Source organism: Pseudomonas sp. AM8 (assembly GCF_036346475.1).
Classification (GTDB): domain Bacteria; phylum Pseudomonadota; class Gammaproteobacteria; order Pseudomonadales; family Pseudomonadaceae; genus Aquipseudomonas; species Aquipseudomonas marginalis.
The window spans coordinates 22,619-38,296 of record NZ_JAOTNX010000028.1 but is presented as its reverse complement, the minus strand read 5'-3'; the positions used below and the strand labels follow the sequence as shown (position 1 = coordinate 38,296).

Genomic DNA, 15,678 nt, shown 5'->3' with positions numbered 1-15,678 from the left:
GATCCACCGTCATCGGGAGCAAGCCCCCTCCCACATTCAGACCGAGGCGTGTCAGCCCAGACCTATTTCCACCACTCCAGCATTCAACCGCACCGGCCATACCCGCAAACGCTGGTGCGGTGCCTCCAGGCATTGGCCGTCGTGCAAACGGTAATGCTGCTTGTAGATCGGCGCGGCCACCACCAGGTCGCCCTTGATGCTGCCGACCAGCCCGCGTCCGATCACATTCGCGCCGGATTCCGGGTCGTGGTTGTCGATGGCGTACAGCGTCTGGTCCTGGGCGCCGGGCAGGTAGAACAGCGCGACTTGGGCGCCGTCCAGCCACACCACGACGCCGGAATTACTCACCAGGTCGGTCTCTTTGCACACGCTTTTCCAGGTGGCAAGGTTGCGCTGCGTGTTGGACTGGCTCATCAGGCAAGCTCCTCGGTGACGGCAATCAGGTTGAGTTCGGCGGCCATGATCGGCCGACGCTGGCCGCGTTCCTGGACAAAGTGGATGTCCGGGTCGGGGCGTTTGTCGTTGACGAAGGTGCGGAAGCGCTTGAGTTTTTCCGGGTCCTTGAGGGCGTTGGCCCACTCGCATTCATAGCGGTCGACCACCCGTTGCATCTGCGCTTCGAGCTCGGCGCCCAGGCCCAGGCTGTCGTGCAGGATCACGTCCTTGAGGAAATCCAGGCCGCCTTCCAGGCTTTCGCGCCAGACCGAGGTGCGTTGCAATTTGTCGGCGGTGCGGATGTAGAACATCAGGAAGCGGTCGATGTACTGGATCAGCGTGGCGTCATCCAGGTCGGTGGCGAACAGTTCGGCGTGGCGTGGGCGCATGCCGCCGTTGCCGGCGATGTAGAGGTTCCAGCCCTTCTCGGTGGCGATCACGCCCACGTCCTTGCTCTGCGCCTCGGCGCATTCGCGTGTGCAGCCGGACACCGCGAACTTGAGTTTGTGCGGCGAGCGCAGGCCCTTGTAGCGGTCCTCGATCAACAGCGCCATTTTCACGCTGTCCTGCACACCGTAGCGGCACCAGGTGCTGCCCACGCAGGACTTCACCGTGCGCGTGGATTTGCCATAGGCGTGGCCGGTTTCAAACCCGGCCGCGATCAGCTCGGCCCAGATGTCCGGCAACTCGTGCAGTTGCGCGCCAAACAGGTCGATGCGCTGGCCGCCGGTGATCTTGGTGTAGAGGTCGTATTTCTTCGCCACTTCGCCAATCACGATCAACTTGTCGGCGGTGATCTCGCCGCCCGGAATACGCGGCACCACCGAGTAGGTGCCGTTCTTTTGCATGTTGGCCATGAAGGTATCGTTGGTGTCCTGCAACGGCACCAGGGACGCGTCCATGATCGGCTGGTTCCAGCACGAGGCCAGGATCGACCCCACCGCCGGTTTGCACACATCGCAACCGGTGTGGCCACGGCCGTGTTTGGCCAGCAGTTCTTCAAACGTGAGCACCCCTTCCACACGCACCAGGGCATACAACTCCTGGCGGGTGTAGGCGAAGTGTTCGCACAGGCTCTTGTCGACGCTGACGCCACGGGCAATCAGCTCGTGCTCGAACACCTGCTTGAGCAAGCCGGCGCACCCACCGCAACCGGTGCAGGCCTTGGTCTGCGACTTGAGCAGGCCGAGGTCGCTGCACCCGCCGTCGATGGCCGAGCAGATCGCGCCCTTGTTGACGTTGTGGCACGAGCACACCGTGGCCGAGTCCGGCAAGGCGCCTGGGCCGAGGGTCGGTGCGCCGCTGGACGATGGCAGGATCAGGCTGGCCGGTTCGGCCGGCAGCGCGATGCTGTTCTGCATGTATTGCAGCAAGGTGTCGTAGTAGCTGTTGTCGCCGACCAGCACCGCGCCAATCACGTGTTTGCCGCTCGCATCCACCACCAGGCGCCGATAGCTGGCGCTCGCCTCGTCGATGAACTGGTAGCTGCGCGCACCCGGCGTATGGGCGTGGGCGTCGCCGATGGAGCCCACGTCCACGCCCAGCAGCTTGAGCTTGGTGGACATGTCGGCGCCGACAAACGGCTCGGCGCTGTGCTCGCACAACAGCGCGGCGACGCCACGGGCCATTTGGTAACCCGGCGCAACCAGGCCGAACAGGCTGCCGTTCCAGGAAGCGCATTCGCCAATCGCATAGATGTTGGGGTCGCAGCTCAAGCACTCGTCGTTGATCACCACGCCGCCGCGCGGGCCAATCTCCAGGCCGGCCTGGCGAGCCAGGGCATCCTGGGCGCGGATCCCGGCGGAGAACACAATCAGGTCAGTCTCAAGGAACTCGTCATTGGCAAAGTTCATGCGATAGCGGTACTGCTCGCCGGCGCTGATCGACTGGGTGGCGCGGGACAGATGCACACCGACGCCCAGCCGCTCGATCTGGGCCTTGAGGGCCAGGCCGCCAAAATCATCCAGCTGTACCGGCATCAAGCGCGGCGCGAATTCCACCACATGGGCTTCCAGGCCCAGGCTTTTCAGGGCGTTGGCGGCTTCCAGGCCGAGCAGGCCACCGCCCACCACCACACCACGGCGCGCATTGGCGGCAGCGGCACGGATGGCGTCGAGGTCTTCGAGGGTGCGATACACCAGGCGCGAGTCGCCTTCGGCGCCCTCGATCGGCGGCACGAACGGATAGGAACCGGTGGCCAGCACCAGCTTGTCGTAGCCCACGCAGCCCTGGGCGGTGATCACTTCACAGCGTTCGCGATCGATCTCCAGCACCGGTACACCCAGGTGCAGGGTGACACCCGGCGTCTGGTACAACGCGGCGTCGGACAACGCCAGGGACTCGGCATCGCGGCCGGTGAAATACTCGGAAAGATGCACGCGGTCATAGGCACGCATCGGCTCTTCGCTGAACACGTGCAACCGGTAGTGATCCAGCGCGCCGCGTTCGATCAATTGCTCCACGCAATGGTGGCCGACCATGCCATTGCCGACGACGATCAGGGTTTTCATCTGTTTGTTCATAGCAAGCACCCGACAACGTTCATCACGGTTTAAAAAGCAAAAAAAACGCCTGAAACCTTGCGGTTCCAGGCGCCTTTGCCTGTTCTTATGCGGGATCGGATCGGCGACTGCGCCGGATCTACCGCTTTATGCCCCTGTTGTCGATCGTCGTTGACCGAGGTGGGTTGAGGGGGAGCTTGCAGGGTCTGTGCCAATTGGTCGCGAGCCTTACTGCGACGCCTTCTAGCGGCACTCATCGAGTCTGAATGCTCACTTCAGCGCCTCCAACTGGTGCATCCCGCGACAAAAAAGTGCATTCCCGGATAAAAATCAAAGGGTCACAGAAGAGCGGGCTTATTGTGGTGAGCGGGCTTGCCCCGCGCTGGGCTGCGCAGCAGCCCTAAACCCAGGCACCTCAGTCCTTACAGGAAGTAAGCAGCGGCAGTGATGGGGCGGCTTCGCCACCCAGCGCGGGGCAAGCCCGCTCACCACAGTAATCCCGCTCACCACAACAAGCTGGCTTGCCACAATTTGCCCGTGCTTAAGAAATTGGCGCGTGACTTGCTAGGAACACACACAGAGCAGTCAACGCTGATTGCCCATTCACGACAAAGGCGCCGTGCAATCCCCGTTTCCAACGGAGGGTTGCAGGGCGCTTTTTTGTTGGCGGGCAGAAAAAGTTTCGAGGGTGACGGATGGCAAACCAAAGCGTACGCAGTGTGTGTCCCTATTGTGGTGTGGGCTGCGGCATCATCATGCAGGTCGAGCACAATAAGGTGGTCAAGGTCATCGGTGACAAGGCCCACCCCACCAACTTCGGCCGCCTGTGCACCAAAGGCACCACCTGCGGGCAGGCCATCGCCGAGTCCGGGCGGATGGAAAACGCCTACCTGCGCGAGAAGCGTGACCACGACCCGGTGCGCATCGCCATGGACACCGCCATCAGCGAAACCGCCGGGCGTCTGCGCGGCATCCTCGACAGCCACGGGCCGGATGCCCTGTCCTTTTACGTCTCCGGGCAAATGTCCCTGGAAGCCCAGTACCTGATCAATAAACTGGCCAAGGGCTTTGTGCGCACCAACAACGTCGAGTCCAACTCGCGGCTGTGCATGGCCAGCGCCGGCAGCGGCTACAAGCTTTCCCTCGGTTCCGATGGGCCGCCGGGCTCCTATGAAGACTTCGACCGCGCCGACCTGTTCTTCGTGATCGGCGCCAATATGGCCGACTGTCACCCGATCCTGTTCCTGCGCATGATGGACCGGGTCAAGGCCGGGGCGAAGCTGATCGTGGTCGATCCACGGCGCAGCGCCACCGCCGACAAAGCCGACCTGTACCTGCCGATCAAACCGGGCACCGACCTCGCCCTGCTCAATGGCCTGTTGCACCTGCTGGTCAAGAACGGCCACACCGACCCGGCCTTTATTGCCGCGTTCACCGAGGGCTGGGAGGCCATGCCCGGCTTTCTCGAGGACTACCCGCCGCACACGGTCGCCGAGATCACCGGCCTGGCCGAAGCAGACATCCGCCAGGCTGCCGACTGGATAGGCGCGGCTGCCGAGTGGATGAGCTGCTGGACCATGGGCCTCAACCAAAGCACCCACGGCACCTGGAACACCAACGCCCTGTGCAACCTGCACCTGGCCACCGGCGCCATCTGCCGCCCCGGCAGCGGGCCGTTTTCCCTCACTGGCCAACCCAATGCCATGGGCGGCCGTGAGATGGGCTACATGGGCCCTGGCCTGCCGGGGCAACGCTCGGTACTGGTGGAGGCCGACCGCGCATTTATCGAAGACCTCTGGCAGATCCCCGCAGGCAGCCTGCCGCGCCAGGTCGGCGGCGGCACCGTGGCGATGTTCGAGCAGATGAGCGCGGGGCAGATCAAGGCCTGCTGGATCATCTGCACCAACCCGGTGGCCAGCGCGCCCAATCGCCGCAAGGTCATCGAAGGCCTGCAAGCCGCCGAACTGGTGATCACCCAGGACGCCTTCCTCGACACCGAGACCAACCGCTACGCCGATATCCTGCTGCCCGGTGCGCTGTGGGCCGAGGCCGAAGGGGTGATGATCAACTCCGAGCGCAACCTGACCCTGATGCAAAAAGCCGTCGAACCACCGGGCCAGACCTTGCCCGACTGGCAGATCATCGCCAGGGTCGCGAGTGAAATGGGCTTTGCCGAAGCCTTCACCTATGCCAGCGCCGCCGAGGTCTTCGACGAGATCAAGCGCGCCTGGAACCCCAAGACCGGCTATGACATTCGCGGCGCCAGCCATCAACGGCTGCGCGCGCAACCGCTGCAATGGCCCTGCGCTTCAGACGCGGGCGCCGACCGCAACCCGATCCGCTACCTGAATACAGGCACGCTCAGATTCGCCACCGACAACGGCAAGGGCCAATTCCTGGCGCGCCCACATATGCCACCGGCGGAGATGCCGGATGAGGCCTTCCCTTTCGTGCTCAACACCGGGCGTTTGCAGCACCAGTGGCATACCCTGACCAAGACCGGCAAGGTCGCCACCCTGAACAAACTCAACCCCGGCCCCTTCGTCGAACTGCACCCCGAAGACGCCGCCAGCCTGGGCATCCAGGACAAGGACCGCGTGGAAGTGCGCTCCCAGCGCGGGCGTGCCGTACTGCCTGCGGTGGTCACCGACCGCGTGCGGCCGGGCAACTGTTTTGTGCCTTTCCACTGGAACGATGTATTTGGCGAAAACCTGGCGATCAACGCGGTGACCAACGACGCGGTCGATCCGATTTCCCTGCAACCCGAGTTCAAGTTCTGTGCCGTCGCCCTGGCCCGTGTCGAGTTGATCGATCACCAGTTTCTCGATGGGCCGGTCTCGCAAGACCTGCCCCCCTTAGCAGAGGACCTCACCATGTCGCGCCTCGACGCCTTCGCCGATATTGCCGGCATCCGCAACCTGCCGGCGCCGACACTGAGCGACAGCGAACGCACTTACCTCGCAGGTTTCCTCAGCGGTCTGCGCTCCGAGGCCGGGCGCCTGGCAGCGGGTGTGCCGGTGATGCCAACCCATGCGCCGCTGACCAAGGATTCCCGACTGTGGCTGGACGGTTTGCTCGGCGGATTGTTCAGCCGCGCAGACGTCAGCGCCATCGCCGCAACGCCCTCCCCGGCCGTCACCCTGTTATGGGCCTCCCAGACCGGCAACGCCGAAGCCCTCGCCGAGCGATTCGCCAAGCGCCTGCGCGACGCCGGTATCAGCGTCGAGCTCAGCGCGATGGCGGATTTCCCGGCCAGCAAACTGGCGAGCACACAAAACCTGGCGCTGATCAGCAGCACCTTCGGCGACGGCGACCCGCCGGACAACGGCGAAGGCTTCTGGCACAGCCTCAGCACCGCCGAGATGCGCCTGGAGTCGCTGCGTTTTGCGGTACTGGCCCTGGGCGATCCGAATTACGACCAGTTTTGCAAGCACGGCCAGCGACTCGACCAGCGCTTGCTGGAGTTGGGCGCCACCCGCCTGCTTGAACGTGTCGACTGCGACACCGAATTCGAAGAGCGCGCCGATGCGTGGCTGGCCCGATTCCAACAGACCCTCCACCCGGCAAAGCCCGTAGCCCCGGTAACACCCGCCACACCGGCCGGCAAAACCAAGCTGCATGGCTCACGGCTGCTGCTCAACCGGCACCTGAACCCACAGAGCACCCACAAGGAAACCCGCCAGTTCGCCCTGGACCTGACCGACTCCGGGCTGAGCTATGAAGCCGGTGATGCCCTGGGAGTGATGCCGCGCAACTGCCCGGAACTGGTCAACGAACTGCTCGACCTGACGCGCCTGGATGCCAGTGCCTGCGTGAACATCGACACCTTCGGCGATGTACCGCTGCACCAGGCATTGACCCAGCGTTTCGAAATCGCCCGCCCCAGCAGCGACACCCTGGCCTTTATTGCCGAGCGCAGTGCCAACCCAGGCCTTAAGCGCCTGCTGAGCCCCGAGCACAAGACCGAACTGCAAGCTTGGCTGTGGGGCCGGCAATTGGTGGATGTGCTGCACGAGTACCCCATCGATTGCTCGGCGGACGAACTGCTCGGTACCCTCAAGCGCCTGCAACCACGTTTGTATTCAATCGCCTCCAGCGCCAAGGCCTACCCGCAGGAAGTGCACCTCACCGTGGCCGCCGTGCGCTATGGCAAGCGCAAGGGCGTGTCCTCGACCTTCCTCGCCGACCGCGCCGCAGACAGCGAGGTGCCGTTGTTCGTGCAGCCGTCCAAGCACTTCCGCACACCGGCCGACGGCGACGTGCCGATGATCATGATCGGCCCCGGCACCGGTGTGGCGCCGTTCCGCGCGTTTTTGCAGGAACGTCGGGCCCAGGGACACCAAGGCCGCAACTGGCTGTTCTTCGGCGAGCAGCACGCGGCCAGCGACTTCTATTACCAGGATGAACTGCAAGGCATGCAGCGCGACGGCCTGCTCACCCACCTGAGCCTGGCGTTCTCCCGCGACCAGGCGCAAAAGATCTACGTACAGGACCGCATCCACGAACAGGGGGCCGAGCTGTGGCGCTGGTTGCAGGACGGCGCCAGGCTGTATATCTGCGGGGATGCCAGCCATATGGCCAAGGATGTCGACCAGGCGTTGCGCCAGGTCGCGCAAACCCACGGCGGGCTTGGCGTTGAGGGCGCGGTGGAGTACTGGCGCCAGTTGAGCGAACAGAAGCGTTACCTGCGTGATGTCTACTGATTGGATACAGAACAATAAGCACTTTGTATTGTGTACAAAAAACCCTAAAGATTTACCGGCACCGGGCCGAAACAGCGGTGATAGCAAATCGCCGCGCTCTTTTTCCGGAACGAGACGGTTTGACCGCCCCCTACGCTGATGGTCGTCTCGATGAAAATAAAAAATAAGCTGGTGCTGGCTTTTGTCTCGGTCGCGTTTATCCCGGTAAGCCTGGTGGCGGTCATCTCCGTGATGAACACACGGACCCAGGCCGTTGACCAATTTATCGACGGCAGCACCCGGGAAATCCGCCAGATCGATGGCAATATCCGCCAGTTCTTCGACGGTACGCAGCAGAACGTCGATCAAATGGCCATGGATCCTGTGTACACCTCCGTGGAAACGCTGAAGAACTACCAGCCCGCCGACGCCGCCAGCCAACCGATGCCAGCAGCGGCACAAGCGGTCATCGAGCGCTTTGCGCGCTTTGGCGCCACGCACCCGGCAGCCGCCATCCTCTCCATCGGCCTGGAAGACGGTACCTACGCCAAATGGCCGGATGACCCGCAGCTGGCCAAGTACGACCCACGCACGCGCCCCTGGTACAAGGCCGCGATGGCCAGCCCCGGCAAGACCGTGCGCACGCCGGCTTACTACTACGACAAAGACGATGTGGCGCTGGTGGGCACTGCCCGGGCGTTGCTGGATAACGCCGGCAAAGCCAAGGGCGTGTTCGTGGTCAGCGTGTCGCTGAAGAACCTCACCGAACTGGTCAAGAGCATCAAGCTCGGCGAAAGCGGCTACGTGATGCTGATCGAAGACGGCGTGGTGCTGGTCGACCCGCGCGACGCCGCCCACAGTTTCAAGCCGCTCAAGGACCTGGGCGCCGCCTATGCGCACCTGGCCGAGACGTCCCAGGGTTCTACCGAGGTGGAAATCAACGGCGTGCGCTACATGGCCAACGTGTGGACCTCTCCCGGCCTGGGCTGGCGCTATATCGGCCTGATCGAGCACCGCGAAGTCATGGCTGAAGCCACGCGCATGACCTACCTCACAGCGGTCATCGTCGGCGTGCTGGTGCTGATCTTCGGCGTGCTTGCGGCGGCGTTTTCCAAGGTGATCGTCAAGCCCATCGGCCAGGTCAGCAGCGGCTTGCAGTCGATTGCCGAGGGCGAAGGCGACCTGCGTCACGCACTGCAGGTGCAGGGCAAGGATGAAACCGCCGAACTGGCCGGCTGGTTCAACAAGTTCCTTGCCGCGATTCGCCAATTGATCCAGCACATCGGCGCGGCCTCGGCCAATTTGCACAACGCGTCCAAGGTCAACAGTGAAGTGGCGCACAACATGAATGAAGCCGCCGGCCGTCAACGCGAGGCGGTGGAACTGGTGTCCACCGCGTTCAACGAAATGGTCGCCACTGCCAACGAAGTCGCGCGCTCATGCAGCAGTGCGGCAGAGTCGGCGGAGAACGGCCATCGCCGCGTGGCCGAGGGCAAGCAGCAGATCGAAGTCACCACCGATAACGTCAACCGCCTGGGCCGCCGCTTGACCGAGTCGTCCGACGCCATGGTCGAACTGGAAGCCGGCAGCCGCAGCATCAACCAGATCATCGGCACCATCCGTGCGATTGCCGAACAGACCAACTTGCTGGCCCTCAACGCCGCCATCGAGGCCGCCCGTGCCGGTGACCAGGGCCGTGGTTTTGCCGTGGTCGCCGACGAGGTGCGCGCGTTGGCCAAGCGCACCTCCGACTCCACCGGCGAGATCGAGCACCTGCTCGGCACCCTGGAAAACAAGACCCAGGAAGTCACGCAAAAAATGGGCAGTTGCCTGGACCTGTCACGGGCCAGTGTGTCGTCCATCGAAAGCGCGCGGGACAGCTTTGAAGGCATCCAGCTGTCGGTCAACGAGATCCGCGACCAGAACCTGCAAATCTCCGCCGCCGCCGAGGAGCAACACAGTGTGGCCGAAGAGATCAACCGGCATATCCAGCAGATCTACGACGAGGCGCGCCTGGTGGAAAGCCTGGCCAACTCGGCGCAGGACGACTCGGGGCGCCTGTCAAATCTGTCGGATGAGTTGAATGGCCTGGTGGGGCGCTTCAAGTCCTGATGATTGTCGCCACCTGATCATCCGCCTCCTCCCGTAGCAGTTGCCGAGCGCAAGCGAGGCTGCGTCACGCGCACTGCCGATTCAAGCCCGAGCCGCGACCGACGCAGCCTCGCCAAGGCTCGACAGCTGCTACGAATGCCAACCCCATCAAGGCCCCCCCCGTAGCAGCTGCCGAGCGCAAGCGAGGCTGCGTCGGACGCACTGCCGATTCAAGCCCGAGCCGCGACCGACGCAGCCTCGCCAAGGCTCGACAGCTGCTACGAATGCCAACCCCTCAAGGCCTCCCCCCCCGTAGCAGCTGCCGAGCGCAAGCGAGGCTGCGTCGGACGCACTGCCGATTCAAGCCCGAGCCGCGACCGACGCAGCCTCGCCAAGGCTCGACAGCTGCTACGAATACCACCCCCTCAAGGCCTCACCCCCGTAGCAGCTGCCGAGCGCAAGCGAGGCTGCGTCGGACGCACTGCCGATTCAAGCCCGAGCCGCGACCGACGCAGCCTCGCCAAGGCTCGACAGCTGCTACGAATGCCAACCCCTCAAGGCCTCCCCCCCCGTAGCAGCTGCCGAGCGCAAGCGAGGCTGCGTCAGGCGCGCTGCCGATTCAAGCTCGAGCCGCGACCGACGCAGCCTCGCCGGGGCTCGACAGCTGCTACGAATGCCACCCCTCAAGGCCTCCCCCCCGTAGCAGCTGCCGAGCGCAAGCGAGGCTGCGTCAGGCGCGCTGCCGATTCAAGCTCGAGCCGCGACCGACGCAGCCTCGCCGGGGCTCGACAGCTGCTACGGGGTTTTACGCGGTGCTGGATAAGACGGTATCTACGATGGGTGAATCCATCCAATCCAGAAAAGCCCGAAGCCGCGCGGTGAAGTTTTCCATCGTGGCGCCAGGGTTCCTGGCTTCAAAGAGAAAGAACGCAAGGTGAGTGACCCGTTGCGGATACCCCCGGACGAACATCGCCACATGCTCTTCGAGGGTGCGCGGCCATGTCGACGCATCTTCCGAAAGCAATACATGGGTGGACCTGATCAGCTTGCGTGAAGCCTCGCGCTGCAAGCGAAGTCGCTGCCTCTCGGTGTCGGCGCAGGCGATGCGCGTAAGGTAAGTGCTCAATACGGCGTGAAAATCACCATTTACCGCCAGCGCGATGTCACGGGATGGCCGAAACCGTTCGAAATGCACTGACAGATCATTGCCCCACAGGCAGCGGCACTGGTGTTTGAGCCAGAAGCCCCACCCGTTGCGGTTTTCCGTCGCCAGTACTTGCGCGTGGTGGCCGATATCGAAATCCACCTTGGTGACAAAGGGATGCCGCTGCTCCAGTGCACAGCGGACTGCCTCCAGCCGGGCCAATAGCTCCGCGGTTGCCGGCTCGCACAGCACCAGGGTGAGGTCGAGGTCGGAAACACCGGGAATGGCGTCGCCCCTTGCGACACTGCCGTAGAGATAGAGGCCGTCCAGGCCCAGGTAGTCCCTCGAGAGCGACGCGCAGACGTCCGCCAGCAACGGCTGGTATTCACGCTGCACGGGGGTGTCGGGGACGGTGAGGATAAAACCGTCCGCGTCGATGCCCGCAGAAGGCGTACTCATGGGCGATGCACCTCGATCACCAGCCCTTCCGCCTCGCTCGGCACGCAGAAATGCCGGGTGATCAGGTCGAACTCGGCATCCGTCGCCGCGAAATCATGATCGCCCCGGGCATTGCGCGCATGCAGCCTTGCGCGGCAGGTGGCGTCGTCCAGCTCGAGGTAATGCAGGCGGTACGGCACCTTGGCGGCCTGCGCCAACCCCAGCAGCCATTCGCGATTGGCCAGGGTATTGGCGGGAAAATCCAGCACCACGTTGACGCCGGATTCAAGCAGGTTGATCACCAACGGGCCCAACACCCCGCGAATACGCTGGGCACAGCGCAGGTAGTCGGCGATCGAGAGGATTTCACCGGGGTACAACTGGGCGAGCCAGGTGTCTTCGCTGAGCAGGATGGCGGCGTGTTCGGCCACCAGGGTCTTGGCCAGTGTTGACTTGCCCGAGGCGATCTTGCCGCACAGCAGGTGCAGGGTTGGCATGGGGACGGCTCCTTATGTGAAGCCCTGAGCATGCCAGCTTTCAGGCTGGTTCTTAATATTTCGACACGAATTATGCTGAACTATCTGATACGTAAGGCGTTCATTTTCTATGCGCAGCCCCGACCAGGGGCGTTGTACAACAAGGAGCCGCCTTACCATGACAACCCTTCCCGCCTACCGATACACGCCGGGGCCGCTGCATGCGACCTTGCTGGCCGGCACCGTGCCGCTGTTTCTTGGTGCCTTGCTCAGCGACATTGCCTACACCCAGACCTACCAGATTCAATGGGCCAACTTTGCGTCCTGGTTGATTGCCGGTGCTCTGGTGTTCTGTGGGCTCGCGTTCCTGTTTGCGCTGGTCAACCTGCTTCGCGCCGAGCGCAAGGCGGGGCAACCCACGCGGTATGTCCTGCTGCTGTTAGCCACCTGGGTATTAGGGCTGGTCAATGCCTTTCAACATGCCAAGGATGCCTACGCCTCAATGCCTGCCGGGCTGATCATGTCGGCCGTCGTCTTGCTGCTGACACTGGCGGCCACCTGGACCGGCCTGCGCTCGGGAGGTGCCAAATGAAAACGTCCCACACACTGAGCGTATTGAGCGCCGCGCTGTTGCTGAGCGCCTGCGGCGGCGAAGGCGACAAGACCCAGGCCCGTGGCCCCGACCCCACGTTGCCGGAGCAACAAAGCAGCCTGTTGCCGAGCATGAAGATCGCCGAGCCCACCCCCTGGGGCGATCAGAAACCCCAGGTACCCGAGGGCTACAGCATCACGGCCATCGCCACCGACCTGGCCATCCCGCGCCAGACGTTGGTGCTGCCCAACGGTGACATCCTGATCGCCGAAGGCCGTGGCGGCAGTGCGGCCAAGCTCAAGCCCAAGGATGTGATCGCCAGCGTGATCAAGGCTCAGGGCAACACCAAGGTAAAAGGCGGCAACCGCCTGACGCTGCTGCGCGATGCCGACGGTGACGGCACCTATGAGTTGAAGACGGTGTTCGCCGACAACCTCAACGCGCCCTACGGCCTGGCGTTTGCCGATGGCAAGCTCTACGTGGCCAACCAGGATGCGCTGGTGCGCTTCGACTACACCGATGGCCAGACCAAGGCCAGCGGCGCACCGGTGAAAGTCACCGACCTGCCGGCGCAGATCAACCATCACTGGACCAAGTCCCTGGCAGTGAGTGCCGATGGACGCCAGTTGTATGTGGGGATCGGCTCCAACAGCAACGTGACCGAACGTGGCATGGAAGTGGAAATCGACCGCGCCATGGTCTGGCAGATCGACGCCGCCACCGGCGCACACAAGCCCTATGCCACTGGCCTGCGCAACCCGACGGCGCTGACCATCCAACCCGACTCCGGGCAACTGTGGACGGTGGTCAACGAACGCGACGAACTCGGCCCCGACCTGGTGCCCGACTACCTGACGTCGGTGAAAGAAGGCGCGTTCTACGGCTGGCCCTACAGCTATTGGGGCCAGAACGTCGACCCGCGCGCGCAACCGCAGAACCCGGCCAAAGTCGCCGCCGCGATCAAGCCCGACTACAGCCTGGGCTCCCACGTGGCCGCACTCGGCGTGGACTTTTCCATCCCGGCCATGGGCGAGCAATTTGCCGACGGCGTATTCGTCGGCGAGCACGGCAGCTGGAACCGCGACAAGCCGGTGGGCTACAAGGTGATCTTCGTGCCGTTCAGTAATGGCAAGCCATCGGGTGAGCCGATTGATTTCGCCACCGGCTTTCGCGGTGACGACGGCAAGACCCGTGGGCGCCCGGTGGGGGTGACGGTGGACCCGAAAGGCGCGCTGATCATCGCCGACGACCTGGCCAATACCGTGTGGCGGGTGACGCGCAAGCCATAGCGGCATATGACAGGGGCGGCGGCGCCCCTGTCAGCCTTCATCCTGCAATTGCGCCTCCAGCCAGTCGAGCAACGCCACGACCTCGGCCCGGCTGCCCTCTCCCTGCTGCCGGTAAATCGATAGCGCCTGGGGCAAATGCACACTCTCGACACAGGGCCTTACCAGCGCCCCGCTGTCAATCAACCGGCTCGCCGTACGCCGCCAGCCCATGGCGATCCCATGCCCTTCCACCGCCGCCTGCAACATCAGCGGGTAGCTATCGAAGGTCGCACCGCGCACCTCCCCGCTCAAGGCCTGGCCGAACACCTGCAACCAGCTGTCCCACTCCATCAAGTGCGGAGGATGGGAGCTGTGGTGCAACAAGGTGCGCGACTGCAACCCGGCGAGCGACAGCGGTGGTTTGCTGTCCAGATAGCCAGGGCTGCACACCGGGAACACTTCGTCGGCGGCGGTGAACATCAGCGGATGGCTGCCACTCGCGCGCCCGGTACTTTGCAAGGCCACGTCGAAGTGACTGGTGAACTCCGTCAGGGGGCGGGTGGAGGTCACCACCTGGATTTCGATGTGCGGGTATTGCTGGTGGAACGTCGACAAGCGCGGCATCAGCCAATAAAACGCTTCGCACAACTGACACAGCAACACCACGCGATGACTGTGGGGTGACCCCCGCAGGCTGGTGGCACTCTCACTGATGCTGCGCAGCGCTTCGCCGACCACCCGGCCCAGTTCCCGCCCCTCTTGGGTGAGGAACACCGCCCGGTTGCGCCGACTGAACAGCTTCACCCCCAGGTTGTCTTCCAGCCCGCGAATCTGGCGGCTGATGGCAGCCTGGGTGATGTGCAGCTCATCGGCCGCCTTGGAGAAACTGCCCAGGCGTGCCGCCGCTTCAAACGGCAACAGGCTGGCCAGGGGCGGCAGGGTCTTGCCAAGTGTATTCATAATCTGAGGTTATACATCCACGGCCGAGAACTCGTTTGTAGCACACCCGCATGACTGGGCACCATGGATCCATTACCTCAATGGATGCCCCCAGATGAACGCTGCACAGACCTCCATAGCCGTCGGCGTGCTGCTCGCGGTTGTTGCGACATTGGGCTGGGCGTTGAACTTCATCGCGCCTTACGTCACCGGCGACTACAGCCTCTGTGACTTGATGGCTGTGCGATTTCTGATCGCCGGCACATTGGGTGTCATGGGGGTGATCCTATGCCGGGCACAGTTGCACTTGCTCGGGCCCGGCCAGGGATGCCTCGCCGCAGCACTCGGGGCGTTGGGGTGCCTGGGCTACGGCGTGTGCATCGCCGCCGGCGTGATGTTCGGCGGGCCGGTCATGACCCCGGCGTTTATCGGCACGGTGCCGGTGTTGTTGGCCCTGGTGGGTAACGCCAGCACGAGGACAGTCCCGTGGCGCCGCCTGGCAACCCCTTTGTCATGCCTGACGGTGGGCCTCTTGCTGTCGAACATCAGCAGCTTTCATCAACCTTCATTGGACACAAGCGCCTGGTGGGCAGGGCTGTTTTTTTCCCTGAGTGCAGTTGCTCTCTGGTTGTGGTTCAGCGTGATCAACCAAAGGCAACTGACACACCTTGCGGCGCAGGCAACCGGTCTCTGGACCGCACTCATGATGGTGGGCAGCGGTGTCGCCACCCTGTGCCTGCTACCGTTCATCCATGGGCTTGGCATGTTCAAGCTGCCGATGCTCGGCTTCGGCCTTTCCCAGGCTGGCCCGCTCTATGCCTGGAGCCTGGTGATCGCGGTGATGTCCACCATGGTCGGCGCCTGGGCCTGGAACGCCGCGACCCGACGCCTGCCGATGGTACTGAGCGGCCAATTGATCGCCCTCGAATCCCTCTTCGCCACCCTGCTCGGCCTGGGGTTTCACGGGCGCTGGCCCACACTCATGGAAGCCGTGGGACTGGTTGCGGTGCTGATCGGCGTGGCCATGGCGATTCGAATCATATTGACGAGCCCACAGGCGACGGCCAAGCCTGGGATGACCATGACCGGCGATCATAGCCGTTGACATGCTT

Annotated in this window: 10 protein-coding genes and 1 pseudogene; 6 read left to right on the top strand and 5 right to left on the bottom strand. The window is 63.6% G+C overall.

Annotated features, from left to right (window positions below; all coding sequences use genetic code 11):
- Positions 1–51: 51 nt before the first annotated feature.
- Positions 52–414, bottom strand: a complete 363-nt coding sequence (gene nirD, locus V3W40_RS34290) for a nitrite reductase small subunit NirD (RefSeq protein ID WP_053139131.1) — start codon at positions 412–414, stop codon at positions 52–54.
- Complete coding sequence (gene nirB / locus V3W40_RS34285) at positions 414–2,957, bottom strand: nitrite reductase large subunit NirB (RefSeq protein WP_065928061.1); 2,544 nt, start codon at positions 2,955–2,957, stop codon at positions 414–416. The genes nirD and nirB overlap by 1 nt, the downstream gene beginning before the upstream one ends.
- A 674-nt stretch (positions 2,958–3,631) precedes the next feature.
- Between nirB and V3W40_RS34280 the strand changes: the two genes are divergently transcribed.
- The 3 genes and pseudogenes from V3W40_RS34280 (at position 3,632) to V3W40_RS35095 (ending at position 9,730) form a co-directional block, all read left to right on the top strand.
- The gene (locus tag V3W40_RS34280; RefSeq protein ID WP_330216510.1) at positions 3,632–7,639 is read left to right on the top strand and encodes a bifunctional nitrate reductase/sulfite reductase flavoprotein subunit alpha; all 4,008 of its coding nucleotides are present in this window, start codon (positions 3,632–3,634) and stop codon (positions 7,637–7,639) included.
- A 138-nt stretch (positions 7,640–7,777) separates the two neighbouring features.
- A pseudogene (locus tag V3W40_RS35100) lies at positions 7,778–8,827 on the top strand (cache domain-containing protein); the annotation flags it as partial.
- A gap of 135 nt (positions 8,828–8,962) precedes the next feature.
- The gene (locus V3W40_RS35095) at positions 8,963–9,730 is read left to right on the top strand and encodes a methyl-accepting chemotaxis protein (RefSeq protein ID WP_370737674.1); all 768 of its coding nucleotides are present in this window, start codon (positions 8,963–8,965) and stop codon (positions 9,728–9,730) included.
- A 784-nt stretch (positions 9,731–10,514) separates the two neighbouring features.
- On the opposite strand, the gene V3W40_RS34270 is transcribed toward V3W40_RS35095, so the two are convergent.
- Complete coding sequence (locus V3W40_RS34270) at positions 10,515–11,312, bottom strand: nucleotidyltransferase domain-containing protein (protein ID WP_330216508.1); 798 nt, start codon at positions 11,310–11,312, stop codon at positions 10,515–10,517.
- The gene (locus V3W40_RS34265) at positions 11,309–11,788 is read right to left on the bottom strand and encodes an AAA family ATPase (RefSeq protein WP_330216507.1); all 480 of its coding nucleotides are present in this window, start codon (positions 11,786–11,788) and stop codon (positions 11,309–11,311) included. The genes V3W40_RS34270 and V3W40_RS34265 overlap by 4 nt, the downstream gene beginning before the upstream one ends.
- Positions 11,789–11,945: 157 nt before the next feature.
- Here V3W40_RS34265 and V3W40_RS34260 point away from each other — a divergent pair, with 157 nt between their 5' ends.
- On the top strand, positions 11,946–12,359 hold the full coding sequence (locus V3W40_RS34260) for a DUF2231 domain-containing protein (protein ID WP_065928058.1): 414 nt from the start codon (positions 11,946–11,948) through the stop codon (positions 12,357–12,359).
- Entirely contained in the window at positions 12,356–13,648 is a 1,293-nt protein-coding gene (locus V3W40_RS34255; protein ID WP_065948261.1) for a PQQ-dependent sugar dehydrogenase, read from the top strand. Before V3W40_RS34260 ends, V3W40_RS34255 begins: the two co-directional genes overlap by 4 nt.
- Before the next feature lie 30 nt (positions 13,649–13,678).
- Here V3W40_RS34255 and V3W40_RS34250 read toward each other — a convergent pair whose 3' ends face one another.
- Complete coding sequence (locus tag V3W40_RS34250; protein ID WP_065928056.1) at positions 13,679–14,587, bottom strand: LysR substrate-binding domain-containing protein; 909 nt, start codon at positions 14,585–14,587, stop codon at positions 13,679–13,681.
- A 94-nt stretch (positions 14,588–14,681) separates the two neighbouring features.
- On the opposite strand from V3W40_RS34250, the gene V3W40_RS34245 reads away from it, so the two are divergent.
- Complete coding sequence (locus tag V3W40_RS34245; RefSeq protein WP_065928055.1) at positions 14,682–15,671, top strand: DMT family transporter; 990 nt, start codon at positions 14,682–14,684, stop codon at positions 15,669–15,671.
- The last annotated feature ends 7 nt before the right edge of the window (positions 15,672–15,678 follow it).

What these genes read in the sequence shown, in the direction of transcription:
- nirD (WP_053139131.1), bottom strand. Translation starts at nt 414, where the DNA reads ATGAGCCAGTCCAACACGCAGCGCAACCTTGCCACCTGGAAAAGCGTG.
- nirB (WP_065928061.1), bottom strand. Translation starts at nt 2,957, where the DNA reads ATGAACAAACAGATGAAAACCCTGATCGTCGTCGGCAATGGCATGGTC.
- V3W40_RS34280 (WP_330216510.1), top strand. Translation starts at nt 3,632, where the DNA reads ATGGCAAACCAAAGCGTACGCAGTGTGTGTCCCTATTGTGGTGTGGGC.
- V3W40_RS35095 (WP_370737674.1), top strand. Translation starts at nt 8,963, where the DNA reads ATGAATGAAGCCGCCGGCCGTCAACGCGAGGCGGTGGAACTGGTGTCC.
- V3W40_RS34270 (WP_330216508.1), bottom strand. Translation starts at nt 11,312, where the DNA reads ATGAGTACGCCTTCTGCGGGCATCGACGCGGACGGTTTTATCCTCACC.
- V3W40_RS34265 (WP_330216507.1), bottom strand. Translation starts at nt 11,788, where the DNA reads ATGCCAACCCTGCACCTGCTGTGCGGCAAGATCGCCTCGGGCAAGTCA.
- V3W40_RS34260 (WP_065928058.1), top strand. Translation starts at nt 11,946, where the DNA reads ATGACAACCCTTCCCGCCTACCGATACACGCCGGGGCCGCTGCATGCG.
- V3W40_RS34255 (WP_065948261.1), top strand. Translation starts at nt 12,356, where the DNA reads ATGAAAACGTCCCACACACTGAGCGTATTGAGCGCCGCGCTGTTGCTG.
- V3W40_RS34250 (WP_065928056.1), bottom strand. Translation starts at nt 14,587, where the DNA reads ATGAATACACTTGGCAAGACCCTGCCGCCCCTGGCCAGCCTGTTGCCG.
- V3W40_RS34245 (WP_065928055.1), top strand. Translation starts at nt 14,682, where the DNA reads ATGAACGCTGCACAGACCTCCATAGCCGTCGGCGTGCTGCTCGCGGTT.